Below are 15,148 nucleotides of genomic sequence, written 5' to 3'. Positions count from 1 at the left end.
TTTCATCATGATTTTTCCTCCTCGATTTTGAAGAAAACTTCATTTTCTATAAGTTGTTTGAATCAATCATTTGCTTTACAATTGAATCTTAAGACAGAATGAGTGAGATCAACACCAATAATTTCTTCAATTTGTTGTTTATCCAACAGATTCAAGCATTTGTTTAAAAAGAAGGAGGAAGAAGATGACGCAGCCAATGACAGATCCGCGCGTATTAAGAACGCGCAAATTAATCATGGAGTCTTTCATCAAGCTTTCATCGAAAAAGGAATTTAAGGATATTACGGTGAAAGATGTGACAGCAGAAGCCATGATTAACCGAGCGACGTTTTATTATCATTTTGAGGATAAATACGATTTATTAGATAAAACACTCTCAGAAGTATTGTCGATTAATTTAGAAAGTATCAATTTTAATAATAGTAAACTAGATGAAGATACAATGATGAATATCTTTAAAGCGCTAGCCAGTTTTCAACAATCTCTGCATAACCGCTGCCAAGTAGAATATGAAACTGAACTTGCTCCGATTGTTCGAGAACAGCTTGAAATTATTTTTTATCAATTGTTAGTGAATCAATATACAAATGTCGAAAAACAAGTGTTGAAGGTCACAGCTGTTTTTTTAAGTTGGGGAATTCACGGAGCTTCTGTTGAGTGGAGAAAGAATAGTTCGCACATTTCTTCAGAAAAATTTATCAAATCAGCATTGCCGTATATCATGTCAGGAATTGATTTTAAGCATAACAGGTAGACAATTTGACAATGTTTAACCGCTCCACTAATATAAATGCTATAGCATATAAAGTTGTTAGAGGGTGTTTACATGAAGTTACATGATTTAATAGGTTTTCTCGTTCATCGCACTGATGTGAAAATGACGAATTATTTTACAAATAGGTTAAAACCGTACGGAGTTACACCAGAACAGTGGAGCATTATTAGTATTCTTAGCCGTGAAAAAGGCTCGACTCAAAAGGAATTGGCAGAAGGCATTGATAAAAATCAAACCACTGTCGTAAGAATGATCCAGTCAATGGAACGAAAAGGGCTTGTCAAAAAAATCTATAATGAACAAGACCGGCGCTCACATCACCTGTTTTTAACAGAAAAAGGGGACGAGATCAAAAAGGCGATTCTTCCTGTCGTCATGGATGCACATCGAACTGTGACAAATCAATTAAGCGAAGAAGAGATTCAACAATTAAAATTACTTTTAAACAAATTATTTCATTCACACTATTCATCTTGATAAATCTGTAAAGTAGGAACAACCTCTATTTTTGTACGATATATGCTATGACATATAAATGACACCATTTGGTCAAATAACTTAGAAAGATGTGATCACTATTTTTATTCTTATTCTACAAATTGTATTGGCCGTTTTCTTTTTCCTCACAGGAACGAAAATCATATCAGGGAAAATGGCAGAAGAGTTCAAACGATTTGGTTTACCCGCATTTTTCAATGTTTTAACGGGGGCTCTTGAGCTAATAGGCGCTGCTGGAATGCTAGCCGGCATATGGATGCCAACATTAGCATTATTATCAGGTTTATTGTTAGGAGGCACGATGCTGGCAGCAGCATTTACTCTGATCGTATTGGCCAAAGATCCCTTTAAAAAAGCAATCCCTGCACTTGTTTTATTCGCTCTCAGTATTGGGGTCAGCTTATACCACATTCTTTAAATTCATATCAAGAAGTCGCAATAACCTAAACAAATCTCCATTGTTCTAATGGTGGATTGCTTAGGTTTTTTAGCGATTGAATCGTTTTCGAAGAACTAGGCATGAGACAGCAAAAACTGCGAAAGCTACTGCTGATCCCACAAAAAACGCCAGCTCAAAGTGTTCTACTTTGGATTTAAATAAAAAAGGGACAGTAAGAATGAGAGCGGCACCACTAAAGCTCAATCCTAATATCAATATTGCCAATAATTTATTCATAGAAACACCTCTTTCACTCAGAATTAGAACAATGGAAACCTACTGATCCAAGAATCATTGTGATGATTCGACAACCTTTAACATTCCTAGATGGAGTGTATCATATGATGGCGGGCAATTAGTTTCTTTTCATTAAAACACAATCGTGAAACAAACGATTTTAAACGAACACTGTTCTTTACGAACGGTGTTCGTTATAATATAAATAAGATGTAGTTTTAAACGATTTCCATAAAGAAGAGGAGATGCATACGATGACGGCATTACCTAAGGACCAAAAGCAAATCGCTATCATTGGAGGAGGACCTGGGGGGCTAACACTCGCCTTAATTCTGCAAAATTACGGTATACAAACAACCATCTATGAACGGGAGATGCATGACAAGAGTCTTGAACGAGGGGGCTCACTGGATATTCACGAAGAAACAGGCCAAAAAGCCTTAAAAGAAGCGGGAGTTTATGAGAAATTTCAAAGGAACGCCCGCTATGAAGGAGAAGATTTCAGATTACTTGATAAATCAGGAAGAATTTATTTAGATGAAGAAACGGAATCAGATCAAAAAGGCACTCGCCCAGAAATTGATCGTGGTGTTTTGTGCGAACTGCTGTTAGATCAAATTGATACTGAAAACATCAAATATGGATATAAACTAGAAAGATGTGTTTCATTAGAAAGCGGCATGACGGAGCTTCATTTTGAAAATGGGGTTGTCGAGACAGTTGACCTTTTGATTGGGGCTGACGGTGCATTTTCTCGAGTACGTCCTCTGTTAACAGATATTGAGATTGAATACTCTGGGCTCACGATGTTGGAATTGAATGTCCTAAGCGTAGAGGTGAATCACCCTGATTTAGCTGAATTTAATAAACGTGGTAAAATGTTTGCTTTAGCAGACCACAAAGGACTGATTGGTCAGTTAAACGGAGATGGACGAATCAAAGTGTATGCAAGCCTTATGGTAGAACGCAACTGGATCGAGACTTGTGGGATTCCGTTTCATCAAGCGAAAGAAGCAAAAGAACAATTATTAGAGTTATTTAGTGATTGGGATGATCAGCTGAAAAATTTTATTCGTTATGCAGAAGATGCCATCATTCCAAGACGAATATATACGCTTCCTGTCGGTTTTAAATGGAACCGTCATAAAGGAGTAACGCTTATCGGTGATGCTGCTCATGTCATGTCGCCATTCGCAGGTGAGGGTGTAAACATGGCGATGTTTGATGCAAGGGAGCTTGCACTTGCTATTGTCCGACATCCTAATGATATTGAAAAGGCTATTGAAGAATACGAAGACATGATGTACGAATATTCATCGGAAAAGGCTCATGAATCGGAGAATAGTTTAAAACTGTGTTTTTCAAAAGACGCTGCGGTCAAGCTTGCAGACATGATGAATTCTTTTCAAGGAAACGGTGATTGAGCTCAATTTACTATTTTACATTGACATGTTATAAAGAGATTATGAACAATTCAAATCGTCGTATGATAAGTCGCCGGTCTCGGCCGGCTAAAGAGCCCTTAAGCCGTGAGCTCATTGTGAAAACTGCCTATGAGCTTCTTAAGGAGCAAGGGATAGAGGGCATGAGTATGCGTAAGGTGGCTAAAGCTTTGGATACGGGACCTGCATCCTTGTATGTCTACGTGAACAATTTTCAAGAACTCAGCGCTTACGTATTGGATTATGGTCTCGGCCAAATGGTTTATCCAGATTCAGAGGATGGCACATGGAAAGAACAGTTATTCGGCATATTGCATGCTTATTTCCTACTGTTATTCGAAAAACCTGGTCTTGCTGAAATTTCTCTTTCCACTATTCCACAAGGAACGAACTTTCTTCAGTTGACCGAACATATTCTCGCTGCATTGCATGAAGGCGGGATCAAATCTACATCTGCTGCATGGGGAGTAGACCTGTTACTGTTATACGTATCTTCCGTAGCATACGAAAAGGTCTCTTGGAAGAAACATGGTTCTTCGCAGATTTCAGACATCAAAAAAACATTTCATGATGCAGACAAAACGCGATTTCCTTTCATTCATAGTGTAAAAGAAGAAATGTTTGCAGGTGATACCGTATCAATGGAACGGTTCCGATGGGGAATTGACGTCATTTTGTATGGAATCCAGAAAGAAATCAATTAGAAAGGAGCACAAGTAAAAAGCAGTCAATGGCTGCTTTTTTTATATGGTTATTTTCACATTTGTGATCTTGTGAGCATCATGTCATATAAATAAATCTATATATTGTTTTTATATATAAAAAATTATATAATATAGTGGAATAAAAAAATGAGGTGCTTAAGCATGGAACATATTAAAAATTTATTAGAGAGTTATATTCCTTTAGCAAAATCTACTGCTAAAATGTTTGGACCAAATTGTGAAGTGATTATTCATGATTTAACGAACCCTCAAGCATCTGTCATGTTTACAGTAAATAACCATGTGACAGGAAGAGAAATCGGTCAATCATTTGATCATCTAGTAAAGACTGTATTACAATCAGAAGATTTTAAAGAAGATTATCTTGCTGGTTATACATTTGTAACAGAAGATAAGCGTACGATTCGTTCTTCGACTTCATTAATACGTGATTCGATGCAAAAAGTGATTGGTGCTTTCTGTATCAATTTTGATGTTGAAGCACTGAATCAAATGCAGCAATTTATGGATACTTTTCTTTCTACAAAAGTTGAAGTTCAAGAGAATGAAACAAAATCAAATGATGATCTTGAAAATGTGGAAGGAATAGTGGATCAATTGATTCAACAGATCATTCAAAACAGTGTTCACCCAGTCATGAAACGCCATGAAAAAATTGAATTAATTAGATTTATGGATGAAAAGGGAATTTTTTTAATGAAAGGATCTGTTGAGAAGGTTGCATCTATGTTAGGCATTTCCAAAGTAACCGTCTATAGCTATTTGGATGAAATCAAAAATAAATCGAGGTAAGGAGCGTCAAAATGGAAAGCATACTTGAGGTAGGAAATCTAAAATCAAACGGACACTATGCATTCGCAACCATTCATCAACACACGGTCTATGTTTCAGGACAATTTGCCATCAATCCCGAAACGAGAGAAAAAGAATTCGGCACCATTGAAGAAGAAACATTGCAAGCGCTTAAGAATGTAGAGATGATTGTAGAGGCTGCTGGAAGTAAAAAAGAAAAGATTTTACGCATGACATTATACATTTCGGATATTCATTTATGGGACAAAGTAGATGCTGTTTATACTGAATTTTTCGGTGAACATAAACCAGCACGCACTGTTGTACCAACGAATGAATTACATTTTGGTTTTAAAATTGAAATTGATGCTATTTCATATATTTAAGATATTTTTTTGCCTATGATATATAAAAAAATATATTCCATATAAAAAAATATTCGAAGGAGTTGATGATTGATGAATCAATTGATTTGTAACCATTGCGGGAAAAAGTATGAGATGACACCAACCCTATGGAAATGTGATTGTGATGGAGTATTAAACCTGGTGAAAGATACCCCGAAAATAGATATCGCAGCTTGGGATCACTATCCAAACTCATTATGGCGTTATGTTGAAACCATGCCATTTTCAAAAGGTTCTAAGACTTGGGAAACTGTAACAATGGGGGAGGGTCAAACCCCTTTAATCGTTCTAGATCCTAATGAGCCAAACACTTATGTGAAAGTTGATTATATGATGCCGACCTTATCCTTTAAAGACCGAGGAGCCGCTGTTTTGATGACAAAAGCTAAGGAACTCGGGGTATCAAAAGTGATTGCTGATAGTAGTGGGAATGCAGGAACGGCGATTGCAGCTTATGCAGCACGTTGTGGTATTGCCTGTGACATCTATCTAAGCGATGAAACCTCGCCTAAAAAGGTCGCTCAAATAAAAGCACATGGAGCAACGATTAAGGAAATTCACGGGACGCGAGAGGACATTGCAGCTGCGGCACAAAAGGCAGTAGACAATGAAAACGTTTTTTATGCAAGCCATGTCTATAACCCTTATTTTTTTGAAGGAACAAAAACATATGCCTATGAAATCTATGAGCAACTAAAAGGAGCACCTGATGCTTTAATCATTCCGGTTGGAAACGGTACTCTCCTCCTAGGTGCATATTATGGCTTTAAAGAGTTATTTGAAAATGGTTTCATTCATAAAATACCGAAAATCGTTGCCGTACAAGCGAAAAACTGTGCACCACTTGTAAAAGCTTATCAAAATGCGAAAGGATTAGCATCGCCTGTGACGAATAAAGGGACCTTAGCAGAAGGGATCGCAATTGCTGCCCCAGCTCGCTCCAAACAAATTTTAGAAGCTATACAAGATACCAATGGTACGTTTATTGATATTGAAGAAGATGAAATACTGAATGCACGATCTAAACTGAGTGAGAAAGGATTTTATGTCGAAGTTACATCTGCAGTCAATTTTGCTGGCTACATGAAATATAAAAAGGAATCAGAAGAAACCATTGTCATACCTCTTTGTGGTGCAGGGATTAAATCAAAATAACCCTATTAGAATTGTCTCTCCTTGAAAATATGGAAATCCGTTGGATTGAGTCTATTGAAAAATACAAAAAGTTGCGTGCCCCCGTTGACCTACTATATCATCTATCAGGAGTGATGTTTGCGAGTGCTGGAGCCATTGGGATTTATATAAGAATAGGAATTGTCATATGACAGACCATTGAAAGAAATGAATAACTATAATATGACTTTATTAAAAAGGATGTTTGAGAAGAAAGCTACTGAGAAAGCATTTTTAAACAGTAGTAGCTTTCTTTCCAGTCTAACTAATTATTTTTCATTTGTTCTTCCCCCCAGTAACATATCTCATCTAATACAAGCATCAGTGATCATCCCTTTTCAGATAAACTATATTCTACTTTTGGAGGCACTTGAGGGTATTCTTTACGATTAATTAATAGATCCGCTTCAAGTTCTTTTAGAGTATTCGTTAATGTTTTAAAAGAAATATCCCAAAATATTTAATTTACTGTTGCAAAAAATGCTGTAACAAAAGAAAAAGGTACAAGAAGGGAAATGTAGATCCATTTTATGCTTTATAAACAATAGTCAAATAAGGATTCTACAATAATCAATTTTTTTGATGAATAAAAAATAAAAGAAAAAAACATTAATCAACAATTTTAACGCGAATAAATTTTTGTTTAAATCCATATAATCGATTGATTATATAAGTATTCAGTTATATAATATTGGAGGAGTTGATAACAGGGACCGTCACCAATATTTGAAAAGAGGGGGGGAATCATTGTGACTTCACATGTTTCAATTGGTTTGTTACATATGTCGAATTGTTTAAAAATACTCAGTGATCAAACAAGACTCATTATGATGAAATTGTTTTTGGAGAAGGAATATTGTGTTTGTGAACTGGTAGATATGTTCGAAATGAGTCAACCAGCGATTAGTCAGCATTTACGAAAATTAAAAAAAGCTGGATTTGTCCATGAGAACAGAAAAGGGCAGTGGCGTTATTATTCAATCAATACACTGTGTCCAGAATTTGAGACGATTCGTATCATCTTAAATCAAATTGATAAAGATGATGACCTTTTAAAAAGCATACAACATAACGCAACAAACATTTCTTGTTCGTAAGGAGGGATGGGTTTGAGTTTTGCCGTTTTATCATTACTCATATTTTTGTTAACTTTGGTATTGGTTATTTGGCAGCCAAAAAATTTATCCATAGGGTGGTCCGCTTGTGGAGGGGCCATTTTAGCATTAATCGTAGGTGTTGTGAATGTTGACGATGTGATCACCGTGACAGGCATCGTTTGGAATGCGACTTTAGCTTTTGTCGCCATTATCGTCATTTCACTCATACTTGATCGAATCGGCTTTTTTGAATGGGCAGCATTGCATATGGCAAAAGCTGCAAAAGGCAGTGGGCTGCGTATGTTTGTGTATGTGACCATCCTTGGTGCAATTGTCGCTGCTTTATTTGCAAACGATGGTGCAGCACTTATATTGACACCCATTGTTTTAGCCATGGTCAGAGCATTACACTTCAATGAAAAAATTGTATTCCCTTTTATTATCGCGAGTGGGTTTATTGCAGATACAACTTCGCTTCCTCTTGTCGTAAGTAATTTGGTGAACATTGTAACAGCAGACTATTTCAACATTACGTTTATTGAATATGCATCCAGAATGGTTGTTCCAAACCTTTTTTCATTGCTAGCGAGTATCACTGTACTTTACCTTTACTTTAGAAAGAGTATACCTAAACGCTATGATATAACTGAGTTAAAGCACCCTAGTGAAGCAATAAAAGATCCAAAAATGTTTAGATTATCTTGGTATATATTAGCTTTTTTATTGATTGGTTATTTTGCAAGCGAATTTTTATCTATACCTGTATCGGTCATAGCTGGTGTGATTGCCATTTTATTCTTGGTCATTGCACAAAAAAGCCCTGCTGTTCAAACAAAAAGCGTTCTAAAAGAAGCACCATGGGCGATCGTTTTCTTTTCGATAGGTATGTACGTTGTTGTTTATGGCATGCGGAATGCAGGGCTCACTGATGCTCTTTCAAGCGTGATTCAAGCTGTAGCAGATCAAGGTTTATTGACAGGGACTCTCGGTATGGGATTTATCGCTGCCATTCTTTCATCTGTCATGAATAATATGCCGACGGTCATGATCGATGCATTAGCCATATCCGGTACCAATACACAAGGAATAATGAGAGAAGCGTTAATTTACGCAAATGTCATCGGTTCTGATTTAGGACCAAAAATCACGCCCATTGGCTCCTTAGCAACACTACTGTGGCTCCACGTCCTTTCTCAAAAAGGTGTGAAGATTTCCTGGGGGACATATTTCAAAATAGGGGTCATATTAACTGTACCAACACTATGCATCACACTTTTAGCTTTGTATTTCTGGCTAATGATTATACATTAAAGGAGACGATCAACATGTCAAAGAAAACAATTTACTTTTTATGTACAGGTAATTCTTGCCGCAGTCAAATGGCTGAAGGGTGGGCTAAAAAACATCTTGGAGAAGAGTGGAAGGTCTATAGTGCTGGTATTGAAGCTCATGGATTAAACCCGAATGCTGTAAAAGCAATGAAAGAAATAGGAATTGACATATCTAATCAAACGTCTGATCTGATTGATCAGAAAATATTGCATCACGCTGACTTAGTCGTCACACTATGCGGTGACGCGGCTGATAAATGCCCGATGACTCCTCCTCATGTCGAACGTGTCCATTGGGGCTTTGATGATCCAGCAAAGGCAGAAGGAACAGAAGAAGAGAAGTGGGCGTTTTTCCAAAGAGTACGAGATGAAATTGGAGATCGCTTGAAGCAGTTTGCTGAGACTGGAAAATAACATCTTTCATATGTGAAGGGAGAAATAATATGAAAGAACCATCGTTCAGCACACATAAAGAGAGAACCTCAATCCGAACTTTATTCGACATATTCATGGTTTCAACAAAACTTGGGCTCACCTCATTTGGTGGCCCAATTGCTCACTTAGGATATTTCCACGAAGAATATGTACGAAGAAGAAAATGGTTGGATGAAAAAAGTTACGCAGATTTAGTGGCCTTATGTCAATTCCTCCCTGGTCCAGCGAGCAGTCAGGTGGGAATTGGCATAGGAGTCATACGTAGCGGGGTATTAGGAGGGATTGTATCCTTTCTCGGATTTACTCTTCCGTCTGTTATCGCACTTATTACGCTCGCATTGGTGATGAGAGGGATGAATATTGAAACAGCTGGGTGGATACACGGGCTTAAACTAGTTGCTGTAGCCATTGTTGCTCACGCTATTGTAGGGATGTCCCAAAATTTAACCCCTGACTTAAAACGAAAAGCTATCGCTTTAATGGCATTAGTCGTTACGTTATTATGGCAAACCACCTATACACAAATAGGTATCATACTAGTATCTGCTTTTATGGGCTACCTTATTTATCAAAAGCATAGTGATCATCATCAATCCAGCACCCACTTTCCCATTTCACGTAGGTTTTCCATAATGTGTCTATCTTTATTTTTTGTCTTACTCATTTTTTTACCGATTTTAAGAGAAGTGACATCGATTCAGTGGATTGCGGTGTTCGATCATTTTTACCGTTCAGGTTCACTTGTTTTTGGTGGCGGACATGTTGTTTTGCCCTTGCTTGAACGTGAATTTGTTCAAAGTGGATGGGTGAGTCAAGAAGCCTTCCTTGCTGGATATGGCGCCACACAAGCAGTTCCAGGCCCATTGTTTACGTTTGCTGCTTATCTAGGAACCGTTATGTATGGTTGGGTAGGAGGTATATTAGCAACCATTTTTATCTTCTTGCCTGCATTTCTTTTAATTTTAGGTACATTACCATTTTGGAACCATTTACGCCGTCATCCAAAAGTAAAAGGGGCTATGATGGGCGTAAATGCAGCAGTAGTGGGCCTCTTGATTTCTGCATTTTATCAGCCTATTTGGACAAGCGCTATTTTAAAGCCGATTGACTTTGCATTTGTGTCTATTTTATTCAGCATGTTGGCTTTTTGGAAGTTACCGCCTTGGTTTATTGTAGTAGTTGGTGCAGTTGGAGGTTCATTGTTAGCTTTTCTCTAAGTAAGACGTTGATAATGAAAAAAAATATTTCGGAACAAAAAATGGATTCACCTATAACATGGTGAATCCATGAATGTTTATTTTAACCTACAAACACTTCTCCCTCTGGATAACGTATTGGGCTTTTCGTTCGTTTCATAAAGATAAATACGATCGTTAGAGAACCTACTCTACCAATAAACATCAGAATCGAAAGAATAACCTTACCTAAAAACGTTAAATCCGGTGTTAATCCCATTGAAAGTCCTACCGTACCAAACGCTGAAAAAGTTTCAAAAACAATATCAATGAAAGGAGTCTTTTCAGTCATAGTCAATAAAAAAATGGTGATGAACACAAAACATAAACTGATAAAGCTAATAGATAAGGCTTTAATGACCACATCATGTCTAATTGTACGTCTATAGATTACGGGTTCTTTATTTCCTTTCAGAAAATGGAGGACAGAGATCAAAATGATCATCATCGTTGTTAACTTAATCCCGCTTCCTGTTGACGCACTTCCAGCACCAATAAACATAAGAAGCATCATCAGAGTTAAAGAACTTTCATGCATATGTGCGATATCAAGTGAATTAAAACCCGCGGTTCTTGGTGTCACAGCTTGAAAATAAGAGGCCCAGAATTTATCAAGAAGGTTCATTGGACCTAAAGTATGGGGATTACCAAATTCCATTAAAAATATAAGTAACAGCGCAACAACATTTGTTATGAGGGTTCCTATGATCATAAGTTTTGAATGGATTGACAATAATTTAAATCGCCGTTTATTCCAAATGTCAAAAATCACTGTAAATCCAAGACCACCGATCATAAACAGGAAGGTGATGGTCAGGTTAATCAGTGGATCATTTACATAGTCCATCAAACTATTTGAAAAAAGAGAAAAACCTGCGTTATTAAAAGCTGAAATGGCATGAAATAAGCTGATGTATACCCCTTTAAAAAATCCATATTCCGGTATCCACCGAAATGATAATATACACGTAGCCATTAACTCGAATGTCATCGAAAAGATAAACAAAACCTTGATAAGGCGTACAATCCCGCCTATATTTGTCAGATTAAAAGCCTCTTGAACCAATAACCGCTCTCGTAAACCTACCTTTTTACCAAATAACAGGATAACCATGACGGCTAAAGTTAAAAAACCAAGCCCACCAATTTGTATCATCAGCATAATGACAATTTGTCCGAATAAAGTAAAGGTTGTTCCTGTATCAACCACAGCTAAACCTGTAACAGTTGTTGCTGAAACAGCTGTAAAGAAAGCATCAATGATTGAGATGGGTTCAACAGTAGAGATTGGAAGAGATAAAAAAAATGCCCCTACCACAATGACCGTCAAAAATCCAAATAATAAAATTTGGGGCGGCGTTAATTTTACTGGTTTTTTTAAAAAATGATCATATTTAAACATTTCCCAGCCTACTTTCACCACTAAAAATTTTAATGTTATTATATAACGAATAGGGGTAGGAATGTCTATCCATGATCAATTTGGTTAAATAGAAAAAAGATTGTTCAAGATTTGATAGACAACAAAAGGAGTCATGAAAATGCCAAAAAAAGAATTTGCTGTTATCGGGTTAGGTCGCTTCGGCGGGAGTATATGTAAAGCATTGAGCGAAGAGGGACTTGAAGTGCTAGCTATGGACCTAAATGAAGATCGTGTAAACGAGTATGCACAAATCGCTTCTCATGCGGTCATTGGCGATTCTACAGATGAAGCAGTATTGAAAAACTTAGGAATGCGAAACTTTGATCATGTCATCGTCGCTATAGGTGAAAACATTCAAGCTAGTATTTTAACAACCATTATATTAAAAGAACTTGGAGTTAAACTGGTTACGGTAAAAGCACAAAATGATTACCATGAAAAATTACTTAATAAAATCGGGGCCGATCGAGTTGTCCATCCAGAAAGAGATATGGGGAAAAGAATCGCACATAAAATCATTACAAATAATGTCATCGATTACTTGGAGCTATCTGATGAATATGGTCTAATTGAAGTCGAAGCGAACGGATATCTAGAAAATCAGTCATTACTTGATCTTGATATTAGAGCAAGATATCAAATCAATATTGTCGCCATCAAACGAGAGAAAGATGTGATTATTTCACCGCTTGCTCATGAACAAATTCAGAAAAACGATATACTAATTGTCATTGGTTCAATGAAAGATATAGCACGTTTTGAAAGAAATGAATTGCAAAGTCAATAACTTTAAATATAGAGAGGAGAGAGGGTTCAAGACAAAGAACCCTCGTTTTTCATCTGAGAAAAACACAAGATTGGACAATTTTTAAAATATGAGAAAGTTCACCCTTCATCCTCTAAATATCTGTATAGTGTTGTTTTACTGATACCTGTCTCAAGTGTAATTTGAGAAATGCTATATTTTTTGCTTTGATACATATCTAATGCTCGTCTGACATTAGCATCAGGCTTTCTAGGGCGACCTGTATTTTTTCCTTTTCGTTTAGCTTCATAAATACCTACTTTAGTACTCTCGCTTAAAACATCATATTGAAAATTCCCAACACTTTTCATAAGCTTAAAAAACACTTTACCTTCATTTGTTGATGTATCTACTTGATCAATGATAGATATGAAATGAACATGCTTCTGCTGAAGTAATTGAACTAAATCGATTAGGTGTCGTGTAGAATCAGCAATACTATAAAATTTATAGGCGATTACTTGATCTCCTGCATTTAAAGAATCCAGTAAATGATTGAATTCTGGTCTATCTTTAGGAGATATTGTTTGTTCATAATAAATCTTATCACAGCCTTTATCTTCAAGAGCTTTCGTTTGTAGAGCCATATCTATATCCTGGCTAAATGGACGCGCATAACCGAAAATCACTTTATCATCTCCAAAGAATTACTTACTGATATTATAACAAATATTTAATTCTGGTTTCTTCGATGATTTACAGCCCCAAAAAAGTTCGTTTTTGGGACAAAAAAAGATGGACTTTTAAATCTTGGTCTGTTAAATTTGAAGATGTTATCAACGGACCTGACTTCTATGAGAGTTAGAAGTCAATTCATTAAATTAAAAAGAAGGAGTGTTTTTCATTTGTTCGCACAAAAACTTCATAACGAATGGTTTCCAAATGTAAAAGGAGACATTTTAGCAGGGATAGTTGTTGCTCTTGCACTAATACCAGAGGCCATTGCTTTCTCGATAATAGCAGGTGTAGATCCAATGGTTGGACTTTATGCATCTTTTTGTATTGCAGTTGTCATTTCTTTTATAGGCGGTCGTCCTGCAATGATATCAGCTGCTACGGGTGCTATGGCGCTTTTAATGGTGACATTGGTGAAAGATCATGGTATTGAGTACTTATTTGCTACGACCATTTTAACCGGAATAATCCAATTCATATTTGGTGCACTGAAAATTGCTCGCTTTATGAAATTTATACCTAGATCGGTTATGGTAGGTTTCGTAAATGCGCTTGCTATACTAATTTTTATGGCACAAGTGCCCCATTTTGTTGGAATATCCAACCTCACTTATATCGTGGTTGCAGTGACGCTACTCATTATTTATATTCTTCCCCGGTTTACTAAAGTAGTGCCTGCTCCGCTTGTCGCCATTGTTGCAATGACTGTTCTAGCGATATTTGGTCATCTCGAATTACGCACTGTAGGGGATTTAGGAAATATCACAAGCTCTTTGCCAAGCTTTATGATTCCTGATATTCCTTTAAACCTTGACACATTGATGATCATTTTTCCAACTGCATTAGCACTGTCTATTGTAGGGCTTCTAGAGTCTTTATTAACTGCATCTATTGTAGATGATATGACAGATACAGATAGTGATAAAAACAAAGAAAGCCGTGGTCAAGGAATTGCAAACATTGTTGCCGGATTCTTCGGAGGCATGGCAGGATGCGCCATGATTGGTCAATCAGTAATTAATGTAAAATCAGGAGGTAGGGGACGCTTATCCACATTTGTTGCAGGTGTTTTCTTGATGTTTCTCATTATCGTTCTTGGTGATTGGGTCGTGAAAATTCCTATGGCTGCTCTAGTTGGTGTGATGATTATGGTTTCTATTGGTACATTTGATTGGTCATCATTACGAACAATGACTAAAGTTCCTTTAACTGACTCTATTGTAATGGTTGTCACGGTTGTCACAGTTGTCGCAACTCATGACTTGTCTAAAGGTGTTTTCGCAGGAATTATTTTAAGTGCTATCTTTTTTGTAGCCAAAATATCAAAGGTTCATGTAAAAATTACTTCAAACTCTTCAAATCGAGAAACAGTATATGATATTAAAGGTCAACTATTCTTTGCATCAGTACAGGATTTTGTTAAAGCATTTTCTTTCAGTGATCAACAAAAAGAAAAAGTCACATTACACTTTGCTGAAGCCCATATATGGGATGATTCAGCTGTCGCAGCGATCGATAAAGTTGTATTGAAATTGAAAGAAAATAATAAAGACGTCCATTTAACAGGCTTAAACGACGCCAGCAAAAAGTTAATGAAGAAATTGGCTACTTATGATCAGCCAAATGCAAAACCATCAGGTCATTAAAGAGGAGGATGAG

Annotated in this window: 17 protein-coding genes and 1 pseudogene; 14 read left to right on the top strand and 4 right to left on the bottom strand. The window is 36.7% G+C overall.

Features of this window, described 5'->3' with window-relative positions; all coding sequences use genetic code 11:
• The first annotated feature begins 184 nt into the window (after positions 1-184).
• The 3 genes from C6W21_RS04485 to C6W21_RS04475 all read left to right on the top strand — a co-directional run bounded on the left by C6W21_RS04485 (position 185) and on the right by C6W21_RS04475 (position 1,691).
• Complete coding sequence (locus C6W21_RS04485) at positions 185-754, top strand: TetR/AcrR family transcriptional regulator (protein ID WP_106049465.1); 570 nt, start codon at positions 185-187, stop codon at positions 752-754.
• A 72-nt stretch (positions 755-826) separates the two neighbouring features.
• Positions 827-1,252 (top strand): MarR family winged helix-turn-helix transcriptional regulator, encoded by a 426-nt coding sequence (locus C6W21_RS04480; RefSeq protein WP_106049464.1) that lies wholly within the window; start codon positions 827-829, stop codon positions 1,250-1,252.
• Positions 1,253-1,343: 91 nt separating this feature from the next.
• Entirely contained in the window at positions 1,344-1,691 is a 348-nt protein-coding gene (locus C6W21_RS04475; protein ID WP_106028876.1) for a DoxX family protein, read from the top strand.
• A 69-nt stretch (positions 1,692-1,760) separates the two neighbouring features.
• On the opposite strand, the gene C6W21_RS04470 is transcribed toward C6W21_RS04475, so the two are convergent.
• Positions 1,761-1,949, bottom strand: a complete 189-nt coding sequence (locus C6W21_RS04470) for a hypothetical protein (protein WP_106049463.1) — start codon at positions 1,947-1,949, stop codon at positions 1,761-1,763.
• A 254-nt stretch (positions 1,950-2,203) separates the two neighbouring features.
• Between C6W21_RS04470 and C6W21_RS04465 the strand changes: the two genes are divergently transcribed.
• From C6W21_RS04465 to C6W21_RS04445, 5 genes are all read left to right on the top strand, one after another.
• On the top strand, positions 2,204-3,373 hold the full coding sequence (locus C6W21_RS04465) for an FAD-dependent oxidoreductase (protein ID WP_106049462.1): 1,170 nt from the start codon (positions 2,204-2,206) through the stop codon (positions 3,371-3,373).
• Between the two features lie 41 nt (positions 3,374-3,414).
• Positions 3,415-4,095 carry a TetR/AcrR family transcriptional regulator gene (locus tag C6W21_RS04460; protein ID WP_411266023.1) on the top strand — a complete coding sequence of 227 codons (681 nt, stop codon included), beginning with the start codon at positions 3,415-3,417 and terminating at the stop codon, positions 4,093-4,095.
• A 162-nt stretch (positions 4,096-4,257) separates the two neighbouring features.
• Positions 4,258-4,908, top strand: a complete 651-nt coding sequence (locus tag C6W21_RS04455; protein ID WP_106049461.1) for a helix-turn-helix transcriptional regulator — start codon at positions 4,258-4,260, stop codon at positions 4,906-4,908.
• An 11-nt stretch (positions 4,909-4,919) separates the two neighbouring features.
• Positions 4,920-5,294 carry a RidA family protein gene (locus tag C6W21_RS04450; RefSeq protein ID WP_106049460.1) on the top strand — a complete coding sequence of 125 codons (375 nt, stop codon included), beginning with the start codon at positions 4,920-4,922 and terminating at the stop codon, positions 5,292-5,294.
• 72 nt (positions 5,295-5,366) lie between these two features.
• Positions 5,367-6,470 (top strand): threonine synthase, encoded by a 1,104-nt coding sequence (locus C6W21_RS04445; RefSeq protein ID WP_106049459.1) that lies wholly within the window; start codon positions 5,367-5,369, stop codon positions 6,468-6,470.
• Positions 6,471-6,753: 283 nt separating this feature from the next.
• Here C6W21_RS04445 and C6W21_RS19380 read toward each other — a convergent pair.
• Positions 6,754-6,936: pseudogene (locus C6W21_RS19380) on the bottom strand (winged helix-turn-helix transcriptional regulator); the annotation flags it as partial.
• Between the two features lie 301 nt (positions 6,937-7,237).
• Between C6W21_RS19380 and C6W21_RS04435 the strand changes: the two are divergent.
• From C6W21_RS04435 to C6W21_RS04420, 4 genes are read left to right on the top strand one after another with little or no spacing between them, the layout of a single operon-like run.
• On the top strand, positions 7,238-7,585 hold the full coding sequence (locus tag C6W21_RS04435) for an ArsR/SmtB family transcription factor (protein ID WP_106049458.1): 348 nt from the start codon (positions 7,238-7,240) through the stop codon (positions 7,583-7,585).
• A 12-nt stretch (positions 7,586-7,597) separates the two neighbouring features.
• A complete protein-coding gene (locus C6W21_RS04430) occupies positions 7,598-8,896 on the top strand; it encodes an arsenic transporter (protein ID WP_106049457.1) in 1,299 nt (432 codons plus the stop codon).
• A gap of 14 nt (positions 8,897-8,910) precedes the next feature.
• Positions 8,911-9,330 (top strand): arsenate reductase (thioredoxin), encoded by a 420-nt coding sequence (gene arsC / locus C6W21_RS04425; protein ID WP_106049456.1) that lies wholly within the window; start codon positions 8,911-8,913, stop codon positions 9,328-9,330.
• A gap of 29 nt (positions 9,331-9,359) precedes the next feature.
• A complete protein-coding gene (locus tag C6W21_RS04420; RefSeq protein ID WP_106055952.1) occupies positions 9,360-10,568 on the top strand; it encodes a chromate transporter in 1,209 nt (402 codons plus the stop codon).
• Positions 10,569-10,650: 82 nt separating this feature from the next.
• Here the strand turns inward: C6W21_RS04420 and C6W21_RS04415 are convergent, their stop codons facing one another.
• Positions 10,651-11,988 (bottom strand): TrkH family potassium uptake protein, encoded by a 1,338-nt coding sequence (locus C6W21_RS04415; protein WP_106049454.1) that lies wholly within the window; start codon positions 11,986-11,988, stop codon positions 10,651-10,653.
• Positions 11,989-12,127: 139 nt separating this feature from the next.
• Here C6W21_RS04415 and C6W21_RS04410 point away from each other — a divergent pair, with 139 nt between their 5' ends.
• A complete protein-coding gene (locus tag C6W21_RS04410) occupies positions 12,128-12,796 on the top strand; it encodes a potassium channel family protein (RefSeq protein WP_106049453.1) in 669 nt (222 codons plus the stop codon).
• A gap of 98 nt (positions 12,797-12,894) precedes the next feature.
• Here the strand turns inward: C6W21_RS04410 and C6W21_RS04405 are convergent, their stop codons facing one another.
• The gene (locus C6W21_RS04405; protein ID WP_106049452.1) at positions 12,895-13,443 is read right to left on the bottom strand and encodes a recombinase family protein; all 549 of its coding nucleotides are present in this window, start codon (positions 13,441-13,443) and stop codon (positions 12,895-12,897) included.
• 165 nt (positions 13,444-13,608) lie between these two features.
• On the opposite strand from C6W21_RS04405, the gene C6W21_RS04400 reads away from it, so the two are divergent.
• Complete coding sequence (locus tag C6W21_RS04400; protein WP_106050202.1) at positions 13,609-15,135, top strand: SulP family inorganic anion transporter; 1,527 nt, start codon at positions 13,609-13,611, stop codon at positions 15,133-15,135.
• Positions 15,136-15,148: the final 13 nt, after the last annotated feature.

Origin of the sequence: Bacillus sp. NMCN1 (genome assembly GCF_002998085.1) — a bacterium.
Taxonomy (GTDB): Bacteria; Bacillota; Bacilli; order Bacillales; family Bacillaceae; genus Bacillus.
This window is presented reverse-complemented; position numbering and strand designations above follow the sequence as displayed.

What these genes read in the sequence shown, in the direction of transcription:
- C6W21_RS04485 (WP_106049465.1), top strand. Translation starts at nt 185, where the DNA reads ATGACGCAGCCAATGACAGATCCGCGCGTATTAAGAACGCGCAAATTA.
- C6W21_RS04480 (WP_106049464.1), top strand. Translation starts at nt 827, where the DNA reads ATGAAGTTACATGATTTAATAGGTTTTCTCGTTCATCGCACTGATGTG.
- C6W21_RS04470 (WP_106049463.1), bottom strand. Translation starts at nt 1,949, where the DNA reads ATGAATAAATTATTGGCAATATTGATATTAGGATTGAGCTTTAGTGGT.
- C6W21_RS04465 (WP_106049462.1), top strand. Translation starts at nt 2,204, where the DNA reads ATGACGGCATTACCTAAGGACCAAAAGCAAATCGCTATCATTGGAGGA.
- C6W21_RS04460 (WP_411266023.1), top strand. Translation starts at nt 3,415, where the DNA reads ATGAACAATTCAAATCGTCGTATGATAAGTCGCCGGTCTCGGCCGGCT.
- C6W21_RS04455 (WP_106049461.1), top strand. Translation starts at nt 4,258, where the DNA reads ATGGAACATATTAAAAATTTATTAGAGAGTTATATTCCTTTAGCAAAA.
- C6W21_RS04450 (WP_106049460.1), top strand. Translation starts at nt 4,920, where the DNA reads ATGGAAAGCATACTTGAGGTAGGAAATCTAAAATCAAACGGACACTAT.
- C6W21_RS04445 (WP_106049459.1), top strand. Translation starts at nt 5,367, where the DNA reads ATGAATCAATTGATTTGTAACCATTGCGGGAAAAAGTATGAGATGACA.
- arsC (WP_106049456.1), top strand. Translation starts at nt 8,911, where the DNA reads ATGTCAAAGAAAACAATTTACTTTTTATGTACAGGTAATTCTTGCCGC.
- C6W21_RS04420 (WP_106055952.1), top strand. Translation starts at nt 9,360, where the DNA reads ATGAAAGAACCATCGTTCAGCACACATAAAGAGAGAACCTCAATCCGA.
- C6W21_RS04415 (WP_106049454.1), bottom strand. Translation starts at nt 11,988, where the DNA reads ATGTTTAAATATGATCATTTTTTAAAAAAACCAGTAAAATTAACGCCG.
- C6W21_RS04410 (WP_106049453.1), top strand. Translation starts at nt 12,128, where the DNA reads ATGCCAAAAAAAGAATTTGCTGTTATCGGGTTAGGTCGCTTCGGCGGG.
- C6W21_RS04400 (WP_106050202.1), top strand. Translation starts at nt 13,609, where the DNA reads ATGAGAGTTAGAAGTCAATTCATTAAATTAAAAAGAAGGAGTGTTTTT.